Source organism: Gordonia bronchialis DSM 43247 (assembly GCF_000024785.1).
Classification (GTDB): Bacteria; Actinomycetota; Actinomycetes; order Mycobacteriales; family Mycobacteriaceae; genus Gordonia; species Gordonia bronchialis.
This window is the reverse complement of the sequence record NC_013441.1, coordinates 3,412,681-3,432,595: the sequence shown is the minus strand read 5'-3', so window position 1 is coordinate 3,432,595 and position 19,915 is coordinate 3,412,681. Positions and strand designations below refer to the sequence as shown.

Annotated in this window: 20 protein-coding genes; 16 read left to right on the top strand and 4 right to left on the bottom strand. The window is 68.0% G+C overall.

Annotated features, from left to right (window positions below; genetic code table 11):
- Positions 1–10 precede the first annotated feature (10 nt).
- The gene (locus GBRO_RS15925; protein WP_012834924.1) at positions 11–871 is read right to left on the bottom strand and encodes an enoyl-CoA hydratase/isomerase family protein; all 861 of its coding nucleotides are present in this window, start codon (positions 869–871) and stop codon (positions 11–13) included.
- Positions 872–991: 120 nt separating this feature from the next.
- Complete coding sequence (gene rpmB, locus GBRO_RS15920) at positions 992–1,183, bottom strand: 50S ribosomal protein L28 (RefSeq protein ID WP_012834923.1); 192 nt, start codon at positions 1,181–1,183, stop codon at positions 992–994.
- A 262-nt stretch (positions 1,184–1,445) separates the two neighbouring features.
- On the opposite strand from rpmB, the gene GBRO_RS15915 reads away from it, so the two are divergent.
- From GBRO_RS15915 to GBRO_RS15905, 3 genes are all read left to right on the top strand, one after another.
- Positions 1,446–3,077, top strand: coding sequence for a DAK2 domain-containing protein (locus tag GBRO_RS15915; RefSeq protein ID WP_172491694.1), 1,632 nt, complete (start codon positions 1,446–1,448; stop codon positions 3,075–3,077).
- A 67-nt stretch (positions 3,078–3,144) separates the two neighbouring features.
- A complete protein-coding gene (recG, locus tag GBRO_RS15910; protein WP_012834921.1) occupies positions 3,145–5,403 on the top strand; it encodes an ATP-dependent DNA helicase RecG in 2,259 nt (752 codons plus the stop codon).
- 82 nt (positions 5,404–5,485) lie between these two features.
- Complete coding sequence (locus tag GBRO_RS15905; protein ID WP_012834920.1) at positions 5,486–6,238, top strand: HNH endonuclease family protein; 753 nt, start codon at positions 5,486–5,488, stop codon at positions 6,236–6,238.
- Positions 6,239–6,271: 33 nt separating this feature from the next.
- On the opposite strand, the gene GBRO_RS15900 is transcribed toward GBRO_RS15905, so the two are convergent.
- Positions 6,272–6,502 (bottom strand): hypothetical protein, encoded by a 231-nt coding sequence (locus GBRO_RS15900; RefSeq protein ID WP_012834919.1) that lies wholly within the window; start codon positions 6,500–6,502, stop codon positions 6,272–6,274.
- A gap of 232 nt (positions 6,503–6,734) precedes the next feature.
- Between GBRO_RS15900 and GBRO_RS15895 the strand changes: the two genes are divergently transcribed.
- From GBRO_RS15895 to holA, 12 genes are all read left to right on the top strand, one after another.
- Positions 6,735–8,039, top strand: coding sequence for a glutamate-5-semialdehyde dehydrogenase (locus GBRO_RS15895; RefSeq protein WP_012834918.1), 1,305 nt, complete (start codon positions 6,735–6,737; stop codon positions 8,037–8,039).
- Entirely contained in the window at positions 8,039–8,962 is a 924-nt protein-coding gene (locus tag GBRO_RS15890) for an AAA family ATPase (RefSeq protein ID WP_012834917.1), read from the top strand. Before GBRO_RS15895 ends, GBRO_RS15890 begins: the two co-directional genes overlap by 1 nt.
- On the top strand, positions 8,962–10,365 hold the full coding sequence (locus tag GBRO_RS15885; protein ID WP_012834916.1) for a vWA domain-containing protein: 1,404 nt from the start codon (positions 8,962–8,964) through the stop codon (positions 10,363–10,365). Before GBRO_RS15890 ends, GBRO_RS15885 begins: the two co-directional genes overlap by 1 nt.
- Positions 10,366–10,438: 73 nt before the next feature.
- On the top strand, positions 10,439–11,179 hold the full coding sequence (nadD, locus tag GBRO_RS15880) for a nicotinate-nucleotide adenylyltransferase (RefSeq protein ID WP_041919936.1): 741 nt from the start codon (positions 10,439–10,441) through the stop codon (positions 11,177–11,179).
- On the top strand, positions 11,176–11,538 hold the full coding sequence (rsfS, locus tag GBRO_RS15875) for a ribosome silencing factor (RefSeq protein ID WP_012834914.1): 363 nt from the start codon (positions 11,176–11,178) through the stop codon (positions 11,536–11,538). Before nadD ends, rsfS begins: the two co-directional genes overlap by 4 nt.
- Positions 11,535–12,248, top strand: coding sequence for a histidine phosphatase family protein (locus tag GBRO_RS15870; protein WP_041919935.1), 714 nt, complete (start codon positions 11,535–11,537; stop codon positions 12,246–12,248). Before rsfS ends, GBRO_RS15870 begins: the two co-directional genes overlap by 4 nt.
- Positions 12,245–13,003, top strand: a complete 759-nt coding sequence (gene octT, locus GBRO_RS15865) for a diglucosylglycerate octanoyltransferase (RefSeq protein WP_012834912.1) — start codon at positions 12,245–12,247, stop codon at positions 13,001–13,003. The genes GBRO_RS15870 and octT overlap by 4 nt, the downstream gene beginning before the upstream one ends.
- Before the next feature lie 32 nt (positions 13,004–13,035).
- Complete coding sequence (locus GBRO_RS15860) at positions 13,036–13,896, top strand: DegV family protein (protein ID WP_012834911.1); 861 nt, start codon at positions 13,036–13,038, stop codon at positions 13,894–13,896.
- Between the two features lie 96 nt (positions 13,897–13,992).
- Positions 13,993–14,937: a ComEA family DNA-binding protein gene (locus tag GBRO_RS15855; RefSeq protein WP_041919934.1), complete on the top strand. Its 945-nt coding sequence runs from the start codon at positions 13,993–13,995 to the stop codon at positions 14,935–14,937.
- A 6-nt stretch (positions 14,938–14,943) separates the two neighbouring features.
- Positions 14,944–16,503, top strand: a complete 1,560-nt coding sequence (locus tag GBRO_RS15850) for a ComEC/Rec2 family competence protein (RefSeq protein WP_012834909.1) — start codon at positions 14,944–14,946, stop codon at positions 16,501–16,503.
- A gap of 188 nt (positions 16,504–16,691) precedes the next feature.
- Entirely contained in the window at positions 16,692–17,150 is a 459-nt protein-coding gene (locus tag GBRO_RS15845) for a DUF4354 family protein (RefSeq protein ID WP_041919933.1), read from the top strand.
- Between the two features lie 21 nt (positions 17,151–17,171).
- Positions 17,172–18,146: a DNA polymerase III subunit delta gene (holA, locus tag GBRO_RS15840; RefSeq protein ID WP_012834907.1), complete on the top strand. Its 975-nt coding sequence runs from the start codon at positions 17,172–17,174 to the stop codon at positions 18,144–18,146.
- Positions 18,147–18,256: 110 nt separating this feature from the next.
- On the opposite strand, the gene rpsT is transcribed toward holA, so the two are convergent.
- Positions 18,257–18,517, bottom strand: coding sequence for a 30S ribosomal protein S20 (gene rpsT, locus GBRO_RS15835; protein WP_012834906.1), 261 nt, complete (start codon positions 18,515–18,517; stop codon positions 18,257–18,259).
- 228 nt (positions 18,518–18,745) lie between these two features.
- On the opposite strand from rpsT, the gene GBRO_RS15830 reads away from it, so the two are divergent.
- Entirely contained in the window at positions 18,746–19,894 is a 1,149-nt protein-coding gene (locus tag GBRO_RS15830; RefSeq protein WP_012834905.1) for a hypothetical protein, read from the top strand.
- The last annotated feature ends 21 nt before the right edge of the window (positions 19,895–19,915 follow it).

Genomic DNA, 19,915 nt, shown 5'->3' with positions numbered 1-19,915 from the left:
CGACGCGTTCTCAGGCGTTGCGTCCGGTCGCCCAGTCGGCGGCCCGCTTGCCGACGAAGGCGTCCACGCCTTCACGACCCTCCGGACTGCCCGAGCGCAGCGCGATGGACTCCGCCTCGAGTGCGAGTTGCTCGATGAGGCTGCGCTCGGGCGAGGCGGACAGCAGGCGCCGAGCGCCGCGATCGGCGTGCCAGGGCCCGGCGGCGATGGTCGCGGCAGCGGCGCGGGCAGCGGTGTCCACCTCGTCGTCGGCGACGAGTTCGGACAGGATTCCCCAGTCGAGGGCCTCGGTCGCGGAGATGACCCGATCGGTGAGGATGATGTTGCGGGCGCGTGCGGCACCCACCGCACGCGGCAGCGTCCAGGTGAGACCGCCGTCGGGCGTCAGACCGATTCCGCGGTAGGCGGGCCGCAGTCGGGTCGACGTCCCGCCGATCGCGACGTCGGCGTGCAGGACCAATGACATCCCCGCTCCGGCCGCCCACCCCTTCACCGCGGCCACCACCGGACGATCGGCCTCGTAGAGGGCGGTCACCATCGTGTGGAAATTGTCGGCGAGGCCGCGCACATAGGTCGGCCGGTGTTCGGCGGCCGCGAAGGCGCGCACATTGCCGCCCGCGCAGAAGTTGGCCCCGGCGCCGACGAGAAGAACTGCGCCGACCTCGAGTTCACCGCGAGCCACCTCGCGCAGGCGCGCGGCGCCGAGCGTCAGTGCGTCGTCGGCGAGGGAGGTACCCGCGGCAGCCGTGCACACAGTGATGGTCAGGACGCCGTCGGCAATCTGCACCGGGGAGTCGGATTCTCCGGTCTGAGAAGTGGTGGCCGGGGCAGTGGTGGCCGGGGAACCGGCGGCTGATGTGGTGGAGGTCATGATCGGTCACCTTAGCCCGTGCACGACAAAGACCCGACTCCGGGGCGAGCGATTGCTCGGTCGGGGTCGGGTCTCGTGGCGGCGTTGGCCGCCGAACGATCGTTCTCGTCCGGAGACGACTCAGACGGTCGCGGTCTTACCGGCCTTGAGGCACGAGGTGCACACGTTCTTACGCTTCCGGTTGCCCGGGGCGACCTCGACGCGCACCGATTGGATGTTCGGGTTCCAGCGGCGATTGGTCCGTCGGTGCGAGTGCGAAACCGACTTCCCGAAGCCCGGGCCCTTGCCGCAGATGTCGCAAACGGCAGCCATCGTCGAACTCCCTTGATAGATGAATATGGTCTGGTGGTCAGCCCGTCCGGGCGCCGGACACAGCACGTGGCTTGCGCATGCGCCGACAGGCAACCCTGCAAGAATAGCGGGGCCCACCCGGTGTGACCAAATCAGCGCACGAGGTCCGCGCGACCGGGCCACGGCGGCCCGTCGGTGTCGGGCCGTCCGAGTAATCTCGAACACATCCCGCGAGAGCCGAGGTGCGGCGAGCAGAAGAGGGGGACGCGTGATCGCCCGGACCATGAACCCACAGGTGTTGCGCGACTGGGCACGCGCATCTGCGGAGAACCTCGAGGCACTGCGCGGCGAGATCAACGACCTCAACGTCTTCCCGATTCCCGACTCCGACACCGGTAGCAACATGGTCTTCACCATGACGGCGGCGGCCGACGCAACCGACGCCCTTCCGCAGGACGCCGGCGTGGCCGACGTCGCACGCGCGATGGCCGACGGTGCGGTCGCCGGAGCGCGTGGCAATTCCGGGATCATCCTCTCGCAGGTCCTGGTGGGACTCGCGGACGCGGCCGAACTGCTCGACGGTCCGGAGCTGACCTTCAAGAATCTGGTGGCCTCGGGCCTGCGGCTCGGATCGCTGGCGGCCACCCGGGCGGTCAGCGAACCGCAGGAGGGCACGGTGCTCACCCTGATCAAGGTCGCGGCCACGGCGGCGGCCGACCACGAATCAGACACCGCCAGCGACCTCGCCCGCGCGATCGCCGATGAGTGTGCCGACGCGCTCGAACGCACCCCCGATCAACTCCCGGTGCTCGCCAGTGCCGGCGTCGTCGATGCCGGCGGGCGTGGTTTCCTCGCCCTGCTCGACGCGATGGTCTCGGTGCTGACCGGGGTGTCCAATCGGCGACGCCGCTACCGCGGATTCCTCACCGGTGGTGGTCAGGCGGGGCATCCGGAGGGCGAGACCTGCTCCGACGGCAGCGACATGGACTTCGAGGTCATGTATCAGTTGCACGGCGCGGTCGGTGAGCGGATCGCCGACCTGCGGCGCTTCCTCGACGATGTCGGGGACGCGGTGGTCATCGTCGGCGACAGCTCCAGCGGTGACGGAGAACGGTTCTCGGTTCACGTGCATACCTGTGATCCGGGTGCGGCGGTGGAGGCCGGGGTCACGCTCGGGCGGGTCTCGGACATCCGGATCAGCTGCTTTGCGCTCGATGCCATTCGCGCACACGTGGATTCGGTGGAACCCCCGCCACGGTACAAGCGGGCGGTGGTCGCCGTGGTGACCGGCGACGGCGCGGCCGAGTTGTTCGCCGAAGCGGGTGCCACCGTGCTGCGCGCCGACGACGGACTGACCGCCGAGCAACTCGCCGACACGATCCGCGGTACCGACAGCGCCCACGTGGTGGTGATGGCCAACGGTGCGCTGGCATCTCAGGAACTGGTGACGGTGGCCACCGAGGTGCGCTCGCCGCAGCGGTCCATCGTCACCCTGCCGACCTCGTCGATGGTGCAGTGCCTGGCCGCCCTGGCGGTGCACGATCCCGGTGAGCAGGCCGACGCCGACGCCTACGCCATGGCCGAGGCGGCAGCCGGAACCCGTTGGGGTTCACTCCAACTGGCCGATCAGAAGATGATGACCCTGGCCGGGATGTGCGACGTCGGTGACGTCCTCGGCCTGATCGGTTCCGACGTCCTCGTCGTCGCCCCCGATCAAACCGCCGCGGCCACCGCGCTGGTGGATCTGATGCTCGCCACCGGTGGTGAGATGGTGACCGTGCTCGCCGGTGGTGAGGTGGATCCCGCCGCGCTCGACGCCATCACCGAGCAGATGCGGCGCAGTCATCCCGGCATCGAGCTGGCCGTGTACGAGACCGGACAGTGCGGTGATCTCATCGAGGTGGGCGTCGAATGAGTCGGGCAGCGACGGTGACTCTCACCGCGGTGACCGTGGGGACCGGAACGGCGGGTGCGCGAAACCGGTGATCACTCAGTCTGATTCGCTCTCCGATGTCCTCGACGCCAAACTCGTCACCGCGCTGGCCACACTCGGCGTCGCGACGGTGGGGGAGTTGCTGCACTACACCCCCCGCCGATACGTGCGTCAGGGGCAGGTGTCGGAGGCCGAATTGCCGGAGGCCGGTGAGTATCTCACCATCGTCGGCCGGATCACCAAGGCCGACATGATCCCGATGCGCAAGCGCAGCGGGCATTTCCTCAAGGTCACCGTGACCGATGAGGCGCGTACCTATGAGGCCACTTTCTTCAATCCGCGGTTCATCCGGACCAAACTGAAGCCCGGTGCGCGCGTGATGATGGCCGGCACGGTGAAATTCTTCCGCGAGCAGATCCAGCTGTCGCACCCGGAATGGATGGTGCTGCCCGACGGAGATCCGGAGGTCGACCGTGTCGTCGGCTCGGCGATGCTGACCGAGATGTACGCGGTGGAAGCCGAACTCACCGATGACCAGGATGGTGCGGGTGCCGATTTCCTGGCCCAGTTCGACCGGCCCATCATTCCGATGTACCCGGCCACCCGCGACATCCAGACCTGGGACATCTGGGGTGCCGTGCGACGGGTGCTGGCCCATCGGCCGCAGACCGCCGATGCGCTGAGCGAGGCAGACCGGAACCGGCGTGGACTGATCACCACCGCCGAGGCGATCGAGAAGATCCACCTGCCCGAGACCGACGACGACATCACCGCGGCGTCGGCGAGGCTGAAGTTCGATGAGGCACTGGCGATCCAGACGGTGCTGGCGCAACGGCGACTGGCCGGGCGCAACGAGTCCGCGGCCGCCTGCCCGCATGTGCCGGGCGGTCTCGAGGACCGCCTGGCACAGCGGTTGCCCTTCGAATTGACCGCCGGGCAGCGCACGGTGGTCGGTGAACTCGGCGAGGATCTGGCACAGAACCGTCCGATGAGCCGGCTGCTGCAGGGTGAGGTGGGCTCGGGCAAGACCCTCGTGTCGTTGCTCGCGATGCTCCGCGTGGTCGACAACGGACACCAGTGCGCCATCCTCGCACCCACCGAAGTACTTGCCGCACAGCATTATCGGACGATGCGGACGATGCTCGGCGACCTTGCCGAGGCCGGTGAGCTCTCGGCTGCCGAGGGTGCCACCAGCATCGCGTTGCTCACCGGTTCGATGAAGACGAAGGGCAAACGTCAGACGTTGCTCGATGTGGTGACCGGAACGGCGGGCATCGTCGTCGGAACACATGCGCTGCTCGAGGAGAATGTCGAGTTCTTCGACCTCGGGATGGTCGTCGTCGACGAGCAGCACCGATTCGGGGTGGAGCAGCGCGACGTCCTGCGTGGTCGGGGACGCGACGGCGTGATGCCGCACTTCCTGGTGATGACCGCGACACCCATCCCGCGTACGGTCGCGATGACCGCCTTCGGCGACCTCGACACGTCGGTGTTGCGCGAATTGCCGCTGGGGCGACAACCCATCACCACCAACGTGGTGCCGATGGGCAACGAGCGCTGGGTCGAGCGGGTGTGGTCACGCGCCGATGAGGAGATCGCCGCCGGACGTCAGGTGTACGTGGTGTGCTCTCGCATCGGCGGTGACGACGAGACCGGTGGCGGAAAGTCCGGCGCGGCCAAGAATCCCGAAGCGCTCAAGACGATCTCGGTGCTCGACCAGTACGAGGCGCTGCTGGCCGGTCCGCTCGGCGGCCACCGCATCGGACTGCTGCACGGCCGGTTGCCGGCGGACGAGAAGAACGAGGTCATGGACGCCTTCGGGCGTGGCGAACTCGACATCCTGGTGGCCACCACCGTCATCGAGGTGGGCGTGGACGTGCCCAACGCGACGATGATGGTCATCGTCGATGCCGAGCGGTTCGGCGTGAGCCAATTGCACCAGCTCCGGGGTCGCGTGGGCCGTGGCAAACACGCCGGCCTCTGCCTGCTGATGACCTCGGCGCCGCAGGTGTCCCAGTCGATGCAGCGACTCACGGCGGTGGCCGGTTCCAACGACGGCTTCGAACTTGCCCGCGTCGACCTTCAGCAGCGACGCGAAGGTGACGTCCTGGGGTCGCTGCAGTCCGGCGGGACCACCTCCCTGCGGTTCCTCTCGTTGCTCGACGACGCCGACGTGATCGCCGACGCCCGGGATCTGGCCGAGGAGGTGGTTGGTGGTGACCTCACGTTGATCGAGCACCGGCCGCTCGCCGACCTGGTGGATGCGATCCTCGCCCCGCAGAAGATCGCCTACCTCGACAAGTCCTGAATCCTGTTCGGCGGCAACGGGTTTCACGCAGACGGAACGCGTACACAGTGCGCTGCGTCCAAATCACATGGATCGTCCACCGATGTTCCGGCGTGTGCGCCGCGCCCTGCGCGATCATCAACAGACGCGACGTCGTTCCGGCACACTCGGCTGGACGGTCCGGCAATGGTGCGTTCTCGGGGTGTTCGTCGTCACGGCACTGGTGGTCGCGGTCGGTGTCATCACGACCCGCGGCGACACCGTCGACCCGCGGGTGCGGACCCTGGCACACCACCTGCTCGGCACCATCGAGTCCATCCCGGTCCGCGCGACCCGGGAGCATCGCGGCGATTACGAGCGCTCCGCCTTCGGTACCGCGTGGACCGACGATGTCCGTGTGCCCGGTGGGGGAAACGGGTGTGACACGAGGAATGACATCCTGAACCGCGATCTGCGGGACACCCGAACAGGTCTCGCCAAGACATGCGCGGGAGCCGTCCTCGCCGGTGAGCTGCACAGTCCCTATACCGGCGAGTTCATCGTCTTCCGCCGGGATCGCGGCGCGGCGGCGGTGCAGATCGACCACATCGTCCCGCTCGCCTACGCCTGGGACATGGGAGCGTGGGGATGGCCGCCGGAGTTGCGTCGGGACTTCGCCAACGATCCCGCCAATCTCGTTGCGGTCGACGGGAAGTCGAACCAGGACAAGAGCGATGGGGAACCCGCCCGCTGGATGCCGCCCGCCCGCGGGTTCTGGTGTCAGTACGCGGTGCAGTTCGTCATCGTCGTCCGGTCCTACCGTCTCGCGGTCGACGCGGCGTCGCGGCGGGTGCTCAGCGACGCACTGCGTTGTTGAGCATGGTGCACGCGATGCCGGTCGCGGGAGGACTCAGCGATTACCGATGAGGTTGGCCAGCACACCGTCGGCGCCGAACCAGAAGGCCAGGGCGTCCACCACTGCCGCGATGGAGAATCCGGCAGCGGTGGTCGGCGCGCCCCAGGTGGCGGCCCAGTCGCGAAAGCTCGGCAGCATCATCGCCACCATGACGAGCAGTGCGCATCCGGCAAAGAACACGAGGGCCCTGATGACGGGCATCACATACAGCCTGGTCACGGTCATACTCGGGCTCCCCTCCCGCCAGGCGGCGCACCGTGTCGTTAGCGCCGCGAAGTGAAATTAACTATAACAAAGACAATTGCGGAGACCAGATTGTCGGTGGATGCCACCCGAATGGGTCCGAAGTGACCGGCGCTACTCTGGTGAACGACATAGTCGAGCTCGACGTGCCCCGTGTGCCACCGCGGCGGGGTGCGACGAGTAGGCACCGAGTCGAGGGACGATCGAGGAACCGATGAGCGCACCCACCGCAGCAGAGTCGAGCGCAGAAGAGACGCGAGCAGAGTCGGACGCCACAGCCGGCGTGGAGGCGGTCGTCACGGAACTCGCGCAGTCGGCGCGCGCGGCGTCGCGGGCGCTGGGCCGGCTCACCACTTCCGGCAAGAATGAGGTGTTGCTGGCGGCGGCCGACGCCATCGAGTCCGCTTCGGAGTCGATCCTGGCAGCCAACGCCGAGGACATCGCTCGGGCGGAGTCGTCGGATATGGAAGCCAGTCTCCTCGACCGGCTGCGACTCACCCCGGAACGCGTCACCGGCATCGCCAATGGTTTACGGCAGGTTGCGGTACTGCCGGACCCGATCGGCGAGATCCTCTCCGGGAAGACGCTGCCCAACGGCCTGCAGCTACGTCAGGTGCGGGTGCCGCTCGGTGTGGTCGGCATCGTGTACGAGGCCCGCCCCAATGTCACCGTCGACGCCTTCGGCATCGCATTCAAATCGGGCAACGCCGTGCTGCTGCGAGGGTCGTCGTCGGCGGCGTCGTCGAATGCCGAGCTGGTGCGCATCCTGCGGGAGGCGTTGTCGGACAAGGGTGTCAGCGCCGACGCGGTGGCACTGCTGCCCAGCGAGGACCGGTCGAGTGTGACTGCCCTGATCCGGGCGCGCGGCCTGGTAGACGTGGTGATCCCGCGTGGTGGGGCCGGGCTCATCAACGCCGTCGTCAGCAATGCGACGGTGCCCACCATCGAGACGGGGACGGGCAACTGCCACGTCTACGTCCACGCCCTGGCCGACCTCGACGTCGCGACCCGTGTAGTGCTCAATTCCAAGACCCGCCGTCCCAGCGTGTGCAACACCGCCGAGACGGTGCTCATCGACAAGGCGGTCGCGGCCGACGCGCTGCCGCGGATCACCTCCGTCTTGCAGGCGCAGGGAGTGGTGATCCACGGTGAGGAGGCCGGGATGGAGCCTGCGACCGAACAGGATTGGGCCGAGGAGTATCTGTCGATGGACATCGCGATGAAGGTGGTCGACGACCTCGACGCCGCGATCGCCCACATCGACACCTACGGCACCGGGCACACCGAGGCGATCATCACCACCGACCTCGCCGCGGCCGACGAGTTCACCCAGCGGGTCGATGCGGCCGCGGTCATGGTCAACGCGTCGACCGCCTTCACCGACGGTGAGCAGTTCGGCTTCGGAGCCGAGATCGGTATCTCGACCCAGAAACTGCACGCCCGCGGCCCGATGGGCCTGCCCGAGCTGACCTCCACCAAATGGGTGGTGTGGGGCGCCGGTCACGTGCGGCCGGCCTGATGGGCGCCGTGGTGGGTGGTGCGGGCCCGACGACGGAGCCGTTCTTTGCCGATGTCGGTGATGTGTCGGATCGGTTGCGGGCCACCGGATATCTCGCCGACGACGCGACCGCGACGTCGACCTTCCTGGCCGACCGGCTCGGCAAGCCGTTGCTGGTGGAAGGCCCCGCGGGCGTGGGCAAGACAGAACTCGCGCGGGCGATCGCCACGGCCACCGACGCCGAACTGATCCGCCTGCAATGTTACGAGGGGATCGACGAGGCACGTGCACTCTACGAGTGGAATCACGCCAAGCAGATCCTGCACATCCAGGCGACCGGCAGCCGCGCCTGGGAGGAGGCCAAGACCGACATCTTCTCCGATGAGTTCCTGTTGCCACGACCACTACTCAAGGCGATCTCGCGGGAGGGTCGGACCGTCCTGCTGATCGACGAGGTGGACAAGGCCGACGTCGACACGGAGGGGCTGCTCCTCGAAGTGCTGAGCGACTTCGCGATCACGATCCCGGAGATGGGGACGGTGGCCGCGGCGCGCCGCCCGGTGGTGCTGCTGACCTCCAACGCGACCCGGGAGTTGTCCGAAGCGCTCAAGCGCCGGTGTCTCTACCTCTACATCGACTTCCCGGATGCGGTGCGCGAGAAGGAGATCCTCGCCTCCCGCGTGCCGGGGCTCTCCGACGCGCTGTCGGCGGAGCTGGTGCGCATCGTCGGTGTGCTGCGCACCCTGGACATCCGCAAGAAGCCGTCGGTCGCAGAGACCATCGACTGGGCGAACACGCTCCTGGCGCTCGGCGCGGGCGACGACGGCACGGGTGCCGGGCGCAGTGGTGGCCTCGACGAGGGATTGATCGCCCGGACCCTCGGGGTGCTCCTCAAGCATCGACCCGACCTGAAGACCGCGTTCAAAGAACTCAAGCTGGGCTGATGACCGTTCCGCTCGTCGCGCATCTCACCGACTTCGTCGACGAGTTGCGTCGCCGCGGTATCGAGGTGGGGCCGTCGGGTCTGATCGATGCCGCGTCCGCGGTCGCGGTCCTCGACCTGCTCGATCGGGAGCAACTGCGCGAGGGCCTCGCCACGACACTGCTCTCCGATTCCGCCCACCGCGGCGTCTTCGACCGTGTTTTTGATCTGTGGTTCCCGATCGCGCTCGGAAAGCGCACGGTGACAACCGATCTGCCCCGCACCGAGGACGGTGAGGTGGACATCGACGGTGTGCGCGAGATGTTGGCGCAGCTGCTTGCCGACGATTCCGCCGAGGGAGACGGCCGCCTGGGGGAGGCGGTCGCGATGATCGTTGACGCTCTCGGACGTTACGAATCGACTCGGGGAGAGGCGTTTTCGGCCTATCAGGCGTTGTCGGCGGTGAGCCCGCAGACGCTGATCGCCGCGATCGCCGCGGCGATGGCCGGAGGGCCGGGTGATGCCGGTGAACGGCCGGGCACCGACCCGCTGCATCGGGCCGCGGCGCGCGCCAAGGCGGCTGATCTGCGCGCCGCCATCGAATCGGAGACGCAGCGCCGGATGGCCGACCGTAACGGGCGAGATCGGGTGGGGGAGTATGCGGTTCCGCCGCTCCCGGAGAACATCAACTTTCTCTCGGCGGGTGCGCGGGAGCAGCTGGAGATCCGTCGCACCATCGCGCCGCTGGCCCGGCTGCTGGCGGCGAAGCTGGAGATTCGTCGTCGGCGTGCTCATCGTGGCGCGGTCGATGTGCGCAAGACGCTGCGGGCGTCGATGTCGACCGGCGGTGTGCCCATCGAGCTGAGTCATCGCAAACCGCGTCCGGGCCGCCCGGAGCTGACCATCATCTGCGACGTGTCGGGTTCGGTGGCCGGGTTCAGTCAGTTCACGTTGCGGCTGGTGTACGCGTTGCGCCAGCAGTTCTCCAAGGTGCGCGTGTTCGCCTTCGTGGACACCGTCGACGAGGTGACCGACTTCTTCGACCCGAGTTCGGGTGCCGAGAACGACTTCGGCGCGGCGATGCACGAGATGATCTCGACGGCCCGGATCAGTACGCGCGACGGTCACTCGGACTATGGGCACATGCTGAGCGGCTTCGTCGCCGAGTACGGCGAGACCCTGACCCACCGGGGGGCGTTGCTGATCCTGGGCGATGCCCGCAACAACTTTCACGACACTGCGCTCGGCGCTCTGCGCGAACTGGTGGAGCGGGCCCGGCATGCGTATTGGCTCAACCCGGAGGCGCAGGCCCACTGGGGAACCGGGGACTCGGCCGCAGACGTGTACGCCGAGGCGATCGACATGTTCGAATGCCGCAATGCCACCCAGCTGGGCCGGGTGATCGCCGACCTGCTGCCGATCTGACGGGCCGAGCGCGAATCGGTGAGCGCACCTGTGCACGACGTTGTAGTCGGGTAGACGCGTAGACTCACCCTTCATGTCCGCTGCTCGTCCTCGTGCACGCCGTATCGGCGTGATGGGTGGCACCTTCGATCCGATCCACAACGGCCACCTGGTGGCGGCCAGCGAGGTGGCGCATCGCTTCGAGCTCGACGAGGTCATCTTTGTGCCGACCGGGCGCCCATGGCAGAAGCTCGACGAGCATGCCCGGGTGTCGCCGCCAGAGGATCGTTACCTGATGACGGTCATCGCGACGGCGTCGAACCCGCAGTTCAGCGTGAGTCGCGTGGACATCGACCGCGACGGCGACACCTACACCGTCGACACCCTGCGTGATCTTCACGAGCTGCTGCCCGACGCGCAGCTGTACTTCATCACCGGCGCCGACGCGCTGGAGTCGATCCTGTCCTGGCAGGACTGGGAGGAGTTGTTCGAGCTGGCCCGGTTCGTGGGGGTGAGCCGGCCGGGCTACGAGCTCAACGCCAAGCATCTGGCACAGCATCTGGAGACGATGCCGCCGGACACACTGCAGATGCTCGAGATCCCGGCGCTGGCGATCTCGTCGACGGAGTGCCGTACCCGCGCGGCCCGCGGGCGACCGGTCTGGTACCTGGTCCCAGACGGTGTGGTCCAGTACATCGCGAAGCGGAAGCTGTATCGTGCGCCTCAGGCGTCCTCCCCGGGGGTGTCCGCGCCGGGAGCGCAGCGAGCGGGCGGAGAGAGTACAGCGCCGGGAGCGCAGCGAGCGGGTGTCGAACAGACGAAGGGACAGGTGTGACTGCATCAGCGCAGGCGCTGGACATGGCGCGGGTGGCGGCGGCTGCCGCCGAGGACAAACTCGCACATGACGTGACCGTGATCGATGTGTCCGAGCAGTTGGTGATCACCGACTTGTTCGTGATCGCGTCAGCCGACAACGAGCGGCAGGTCAACGCGATCGTCGACGAGATCGAGGACAAGTTGCGCGAGGCCGGGCACAAACCGGTGCGCCGGGAGGGGACTCGCGAGGGCCGCTGGGCGTTGCTCGACTACATCGACGTCGTCGTGCACATCCAGCATTCCGAGGAGCGCGCGTTCTATGCGCTGGAACGGCTGTGGCAGGACTGCCCGGTGGTCGATCTGGGCTCCTCCTCGTGAGTGGTGGTCCGGATTCGCACGACACCGCGGTCGAGCGTCTGACGCCGGTGGTGCGGCGGTTGATCCTGTTGCGGCACGGCCAGACCGAGTACAACGTGGGTAGCCGGATGCAGGGGCAGCTGGATACGGATCTGTCCGAACTGGGTGTGCAGCAGGCGAAGTCGGCTGCGGCTGCGTTGGCGCAGCGGCGCCCGGTGGTGATCCGGTCGTCGGATCTGCGGCGTGCGCGCGACACCGCGGAGGCGCTGGCACAGCGGACCGGGCTGCCGGTGAAAACCGATGTGCGCCTTCGGGAGACACATCTGGGTGACTGGCAGGGCCTCACGCACACCGAGGTGGACGTGCAGATGCCGGGGGCGCGTCGGCGCTGGCGGGACGACGCGAGGTGGACGCCGCCGGGCGGGGAGAGCCGGGTGCAGGTGGCGGGCCGGGCGCTGCCGGTGGTCGACGAGCTGATCGATGAGTTGCCGCAGTGGGGTGCCGGTGACGATCCGGAAGCGCCGGTGGTGCTGGTGGCCCACGGTGGGGTGATCGCGGCGATGACGGCGGGGTTGTTGGCGCTTCCGGTGGCGAACTGGCCCGTGTTCGGTGGGCTGGCCAACACCAGTTGGGTGCAGCTATCCGGCCACGGGACACCCGGTGCGCCACCGCGGTGGCGTCTGGATGTGTGGAATGCCTCGGCCGAGGATTCGGATCCGGCGGTTCAATGAGCGTCGGCAGTGTACTGGTGCTGTCCGATTCGCTCGCCTACTACGGTCCGGCGGGCGGCCTGCCGTCTACGGACCGGCGTATCTGGCCGTCCATCGTCGGTGAGCGTTGCGGCCGGGGAGTGCGGTTGTTCGGGCGGATCGGCTGGACGAGTCGGGATGTGTGGTGGGCGCTGACGCAGGACCCCAACATCTGGGCTGCGGTACCCGACGCGGAGGTGGTGGTGCTCGCGTTCGGCGGGATGGACAGTCTGCCGTCGCCGTTGCCCACGGCCTTGCGGGAGCAGATCAGATACGTGCGGCCCAACCGGCTGCGGCAGGTCGTGCGGACGGCCTATCAGTGGGTGCAGCCGCGGGCCGCCCGGCTCGGGTGGCCGGTGGCGTTGCCCCCGGCGGTGACGGTCGAGTACCTGGAGAAGATCCGGTCGGCGCTGGCGCAGTTGCGGCCTGATCTGCCGATCGTGGTGTGCCTTCCGCCGACTCATCGCAGCCCGTACTACGGCGATGTTCATCTGGGGCGGATACCGACGACGTCGGCGATGCTGGGCTGGGCCCGCGCCCACGGGCTCGAGTGCGTGGACTTCTATCCGGTGACCCGGGATGCGTTCGATGACTTTGATGCACAAGATGATTCGGATTCTGCGATGAACCCGGACGGTATCCACTGGGGATTCGAGTGTCACCGTCGGATCGCGGATCTCGTCGCGCCGGTGGTGGCTGCGCGGATCGGTGCGCGGGCCGTCGACCCCACGATGTGAGGCCGGCGTCGTGAACCCGCTAACGTAGACCCGTGCCTGTCGTCGTCGTCACAGATTCGTCGTCACGGCTGCCGAAATCGGTGGCCGATCATTACGGCATCCGTCAGGTCCCGTTGCATCTGTCCCTCGACGGCGCGGACTACCGCGAGGGGGTCGACGAGATACCGCCCGATCTCATCACGACTCCCGGCGTCACCACGTCAGGTGCCAACCCGCAGGATCTCACCGACGCCTTTGACGAGGCGATCGCGGCCAGCGACGGCGACGGTGTGGTGGCCGTGCACATGTCGCGGCGATTGTCGGGGACCTGGGGTGCGGCCCGGCTGGCGGCGGAGAAGTTCTCCGGACTCGTCCGGGTGGTCGATTCCCGGTCGGTGGGTCTGGCGGTGGGATTCACCGCGATCGCGGCGGCGCAGGCCGCGCGCACCGATGCGGACCGGGATCGGGTGTACGAGTCGGCGATTCGGGAGGCGGCCACGGTCGATTCGCTGCTCTGCGTGCAGCAGCTGGACAATCTGCGCAACAGCGGCCGGATCAGTGCGGCGAGCAAGATGCTCGGTTCGGCGCTCGCGATCAAACCGATCCTGCACATGGTGGACGGGACGCTGGCGTTGCGCGAACGGCACCGCACGTTCTCCAAGGCAGTGCAGAAGATGGTCGACGGGGCGGTGGAGTCGGCAGCCGGCCGTGCGGTGACGGTCGGCATCCAGCATTGCGACGCCCCGGAGGCCGCTGCGGATCTCGCGGAGCAACTGCGATCGCGACTTCGGATGGTGACCGACGAGATCACCGTCGACCTGGGGCCGGTACTCGGGTGCCATGTGGGTCCCGGTGCGGTGGGTGTGGTCATCGCGAGTCATCTGGAGGCGATCGAGGGGATCGACACCGTCTGAGTGTCGCGATCCACAGTCGGGCGTCGATCCACAGAACGGTGCGACGGCGACGACGATCCGCATTCCGGGCGAATGCGGTGATTAGCGTCTGGGCTCATGAGCACCTCAGGACGGCGGAACCCGCTTGATCGCCTGGCGCCGGTCGGGGCGTCCGACCCGGCGGCGGGTGGTGACCGGCCGATGCCGACACCGCGCCTGGTGGAGCCGGCGGAGGCGCGCGAGGAGCCGGGCTGGGGGATCGGCGGGATGCCCGGGTGGCTCGACGACGGTTCAGACGACAACTCACGCCGCAACTCGAACGATGACGGCCACGCGCCGGAGTACGACGACGAGGAGCCCGACGAGACGTCCGTTGTACGCCGACGTTTCGCGGTGGCCCCGCCGGCGGCCCTGGCGTTGATCGCGATCGGCGTGATCGCCTGTGCGATAGCCGGTTTCGGGCTGTTCCGGGGAACGGACTCGGCGCCGGTGGTGGCCTTCGAGACCTCGGCCGGCCCGACGGTCGGTGTGAGTACTCCCGCAGCGGCGCACCCCACCGTCGGGGCACAGCTGGTGGTGAGTGTCGTCGGGCTGGTCCACCGCCCGGGGCTGGTGCGGCTGCCGCCGGGAGCACGGGTTGCCGATGCGATCGCCTCGGCGGGCGGCGCACGCCGTGGTGCGGACACGGTGTCGCTGAATCTTGCCCAGCTCCTCAACGACGGGGATCAGATCCTGGTGGGCTATGCCGGGCCGGACGGCAGGGTGTTGCGCAGCGCGGTGGTTGCGGCGACGGGATCTGGCGCACCGCCGGCCAACGAACCGGGGACCACCTCCGGTGCACCCTCGGCCGCGCCGTCGGGCAGCTCAGGAAGCCGCGTCAATCTGAATACGGCCACCGAGGATCAGCTCGATGCACTGCCGGGTGTGGGGCCGGTGACGGCGCGCGCGATCATCGACTGGCGCACCCGCAACGGTCGGTTCACCTCTGTGGACCAACTCGGTGAGGTCGACGGGATCGGCCCGGCACGCCTGGCCAAGCTGCGCGATCTGGTGACCGTGTGAGCCGGGATGGATCTGCGGTTGCTGGTCCCGGCGATGGTGGTATGGGCGGTCACGATCACCGGTCTGCTCGCCCCGGTCCAGGTGTTGGCGACCGTCGCGATCGGTGCCGGAACATGTTGCACGGTCTGCATTGTCGCGTGTCGGCGCGGTTTGGTCGCCTGGCGGATGGTGGGGCTGGTGGTGGTGGGTGCCGGTCTCGCCGCGACATGTGCTGTGGCGCTGCTGATCCGCCAGGAACAACGGCTCGCTCATCCGCTCACCGAGGTCACCGGCAAGGTGACCGTGACGATGGTGGTGCGTGACGATCCGGTGTTGATCGGACAGGAGCGCCACGGCCGGGTTCGCGCCCGGGTGACGGTCGACGGAATCGGGACCCGCAGGGTGCCCGCGGCCGCCGCCGAGCTCACCGGTGATGTGGGTGAGTTCGCAGATCTGCTGCCGGGACAGCGGGTTCGCGCGCTCGTACGGGTGCGGCCGCCACCACGGGGAACGGTGCTGGTCGCGTCGTTGACGGCGTCGGGACCACCCACCGCCATCGGTCGGCCACCGGTGCATCAGCGCGTTGCGGGATCGGTCCGAGATCGCTTGCAGATCACCAGCTCTCGGGCCCTGTCTGCCGCCGCAGCCGGGTTGCTGCCGGGCCTGGTGATCGGTGATGTTCGGTCACTGGATCCAAGTGTCCGCGAGCAATTCCGCGACGCCGGGCTGAGTCACCTGACCGCGGTCTCGGGCAGCAACTTCGCCATCGTGTGCGGCGCGGTGCTGTTGGCCGTGCGAGCGGCGGGCGCGTCGCCGAGGGTCGCCGCAGTACTGGGGGCGGTGACGATCATCGGCTTCGTCATCCTGGTGCGCCCGTCACCGAGCGTGGTGCGGGCCGCGATCATGGGTGGCGTCGGACTTCTGGCACTGTTGTCCTCCCGTCGTGCACAGGCATTTCCGGCGCTGGGTGCTGCGGTGATCGGTGGCCTGCTGTGGTGGCCGGAACTCGCACTGGCGCCCGGCTTCGCGTTGTCGGTGGTCGCGACCGCGGGGCTCGTGATGTGGGCCCCACGTCTGCGGGACCGGCTGCGCGGTGCACGGGTGCCCGCCGGACTCGCCGAGGTGCTGGCGATGGCGATCGCCGCGCAGGTGGTGACCGCCCCGGTGGTGGCGATGGTCACGGGGACCTTCTCGGTGGTCGGGGTGATCGCCAACCTCCTTGTGGCGCCGGTGGTCGCGCTGATCAGTGTGGTGGGGACCGGGGCCGCGATTCTCGGAGCCCTCGGTCCACCCGGGGGGATCGGCGCATCGGTCGGCGAATTGCTCATCCGGGGTCTGGGCCCGGAGCTCTGGTGGATGCTGTGGTGCGCGCGCACCCTCGGCAGTCCGCGGTGGGCGAACATCCCGGTGCCGGACGGGGTGGCGGGGGCCGCGGTCGTCGCCCTGGTGACCGCGACCGTGATCGTGGGTGTGCGCGAGGGGTGGTGCCGCATGACGCGAGCGCCGTCGCCGACGCGGAAAGCGCTGTCCGAGTGGCACTCTCGATTCAATCGTTCGAATGACAATGACAGTCCGGAATTGTCGTAGGGCGTTCGTAGTGTCCGGTGGTATCGATCGAAATATCGATCGAGATATCGATCGATACCACCACCGAGGTGCTTCGACCCCGAGGCGTCCGTTGAGAAGAACGAAGGACAGACATGAACCCCACACATCCGCATGCCGGACACCGAGGAGCCCCCGGAAGGCGACCCCGACGATTCGCGCGGTGGCTTGTGACCGCCGGTTTGTCTGCCATCGCACTGCTTCTCATCCCGGCTCTGGCTACGGCCGGGGCTGCTCCTTCTGCCGCGTATGTGAGCGAGGACAACTGGGCCGGCTACGTCACGCTCAATACGGCAACGCTCTACTCCGATTCGGTTGCGTTCGACGTCACCATCAGCGCCACGAAAGGCGAGGTACCGGTCAATCCCTTCTACTTCGTGGCCAAAGCGGCCGACGGCACCAGCTACAACAACCCGACCTATGCGGGCGACAACTATCTGCGCTCGGGGGATCTGCCCGCCGGTGAACGGGTTCGAGGAGTTGTCACGCTGAAAGTGACGGGGCCGAAGCCCACCGCTCTCATATACGAGGGTGTACTCGGACGCCAACTGGCGAAATGGAATCTGCGGTGGAAGACGGTTGCGCCCAAGGCCAAGCCGAAGCCTCCGGTGTTCGGCTCGTTGTCCTGACGGTCGTATGCGTCTGGCACGATGATGCCTGTGACGAAACGCCTGCATCTGCTTCTCGGCGACGACGATTTCCTCACCGGCCGAGTCATCTCTGCGGTGTCCGCCGAGCAATCCGGGCTCGCCGGGACCCCGGTCCCGGTGACCCGGGTGCGGGCCGGTGACGTCAGTGAACATGAACTTGCCGAGCTGCTGAGCCCGTCGCTGTTCGCCGAGGAGCGCATCGTCGTCGTGGAGTCCGCGGCGGAGGCGGGTAAGGAGCCGGCCGCTCTCATCGCGCAGGCGGCGGCGTCTCTGCCCGACGGGATCACGCTGATGGTGGTGCACACCGGCGGTGGCCGGGCCAAGTCGATGGTGCCGGCCCTGAAGAAGGCCGGCGCGGTCGAACACGCCACGGCAGCGCCGCGCTGGCCGTCGGAGCGGATGGATTTCGTCCGCCAGGAGTTCCGGTCGCTGGGGGTCAAGGTGAGTCCCGAGGTCGTCGAGCAGGTCGTCGAAGGTGTGGGCTCGGAACTTCGGGAACTAGCGGCCGCGTGTGCGCAGCTGGTCGCCGACACGGATGGAAAGGTCGACCGCGACGCTGTCCGGCTGTACTACCAGGGCCGCCCGGAGATCACCGGGTTCGAGGTGGCCGATCGCGCGGTCACCGGCAACCGGGCGGCGGCACTCGAATCGCTGGCGTGGGCGTTGCATCATGGCGTGCCCCACGTCCTGCTGGCCGATGCGCTGGCCGAGGCCGTGCACCGGATCGCGCGGATCCGTCCGATGGGGACCGGCAATCATTTCGCGCTGGCCTCCGAGCTCGGAATGCCGCCGCGACGGGTCAAGGATGTGCAGGCGCAGGCGCGCGCCTGGGATTCGGAGTCCATCGCGAAGGCGGTGCAGGTGGTCGCCACGCTCAACGGTGAGGTCAAAGGCCAGGCCGCCGACGCCGATTTCGCTCTCACCAGCGCCGTGGCCAGGGTCGCCGACCTGCGGCCCTCGGGCCGTCGGCGCTAGCCACACCGACCACGAACACGCAACTCACCCCGGCGATCGCGTGGTAGATCGCCGGGGTGAGTCGGAGGAATCTGCTGCCGAACGGGTCGGCAGAGCTCAGTGAGCTGGGCTCAGAGCTTGTTGACGGCCAGCGCGATGGCCGACTTCTTGTTGGCGGCCTGGTTGGCGTGGATGACGCCCTTGCTGGCTGCCTTGTCGAGCTTGCGGCTCGCGGCCTGGCCGAGCTCGGCTGCCTTGTCCTTGTCGCCGGACTCGACGGCCTCGCGGAAGCCACGGATCGCGGTACGCAGCGACGACTTCACCGACTGGTTGCGCTTGCGGCGCTCCTCGTTGGTGCGGTTCCGCTTGATCTGAGACTTGATGTTTGCCACGCGTGTTTCCTCTGGTCCGTGCTGGTTGTCGGTCGGTTCTGCCGGTGTGCGGCGGACCGGAGATCGGTCCGGCTCGCGCCGGTGGCGGGACATCGGAACCCTTGGTCACCGGTGTCACTGCAACAGCGGACAACATTACCAGCCGGGATCCTCCGGCCCCAAATCACGTCACAGCGGCTGCGAGCTGCTTTCAAATCACACTGAGCGCAAGCCTAGACTGGACGCATCATGGCTGTCGTCTACCTGCACATCGGTCTGCCCAAGACAGGGACAACCCATCTACAGGATCGACTCTGGCGCAACCGCGACATCGCGCTTCGTACCTCGGGCCTGCTCTATCCAGGCAATGTGATCTCTGATCATTTCCACGTCGCGGTTCATCTCCAGCCCGAGCGCTATCTCGACTGGGCCGACCCCGCCTTCGCCGGGACGTGGCCCACGCTGCTGGGGCAGATCCGGGCCTGGCCGCAGACGTCGCTGCTCTCCCACGAGCTGTTCAGTACCGCCGGCCCGGAGCACATCGATGCGCTGATGAACGATCTGTCGTTCGCCGACGAGGTTCACGTGATCGCCACGGTCCGAGATCTGGGCCGCCAGTTGCCGTCGGTCTGGCAGGAGAACGTCAAGAATCAGCACCTGGCCGGATTCGATGAGTTCGTCGAGTCGGTTCGCGCGTTCGCGCCGTCGGTGTCGATGGGCGAGGCGCCCGAAGCGTCGAGGGTCGAGGAACCGTTCTGGGAGTTCCAGGACTACATCGGAATTCTCGAACGCTGGGCAAAGGTGGTCGGTGCCGACCGTGTGCACGTGGTCACCGTCCCCGGCCGTGGCGCGCAGCAGGTCGACGGGGACGGGTTGTGGGAACGTTTTCTCGATGCCATGGGAGTGGATCCCGAGCCGCTCACCATCCCGGTGCCCAGCCTGAACAGTTCACTCTCCGCTGCGCAGACGGAGTTCTTGCGGGGCCTGAACCGGCGCCTGCAGCCGGACACGATCGCGTGGCAGCGCTACGAGCGGATCATCAAGGGGCAGGTGATCGGGGAGATCCTCTTCGACGCCCCCGTCGGACCGGCACAGGGGCTCTCACCCGGCCAACGGCAATGGGCGGCCGGACAGGCCGAGTCGATGGTCGAGGCGGTACGGACGGCCGGGTACGAGGTGGCCGGTGACCTCGACGACCTGCTGATCGCGGCGGATGGTGCGTCGGGTGAGGTGGCCGAACCCAGCACCGAGGCGGTACTCGAGGTGGCCTGGGACACGATGGCGTCAATGGTGCTCGCCGCGCCGCTGCCCAAGGTGGGTCCGCGGTGGCAGACACGGGCGATGAACCTGGTGCGGCGCGCGCGACGTCGAGCACTCGGGGCGCGCCGGGGCGCGTGAACCGTCCGCACCGCCGTCAAC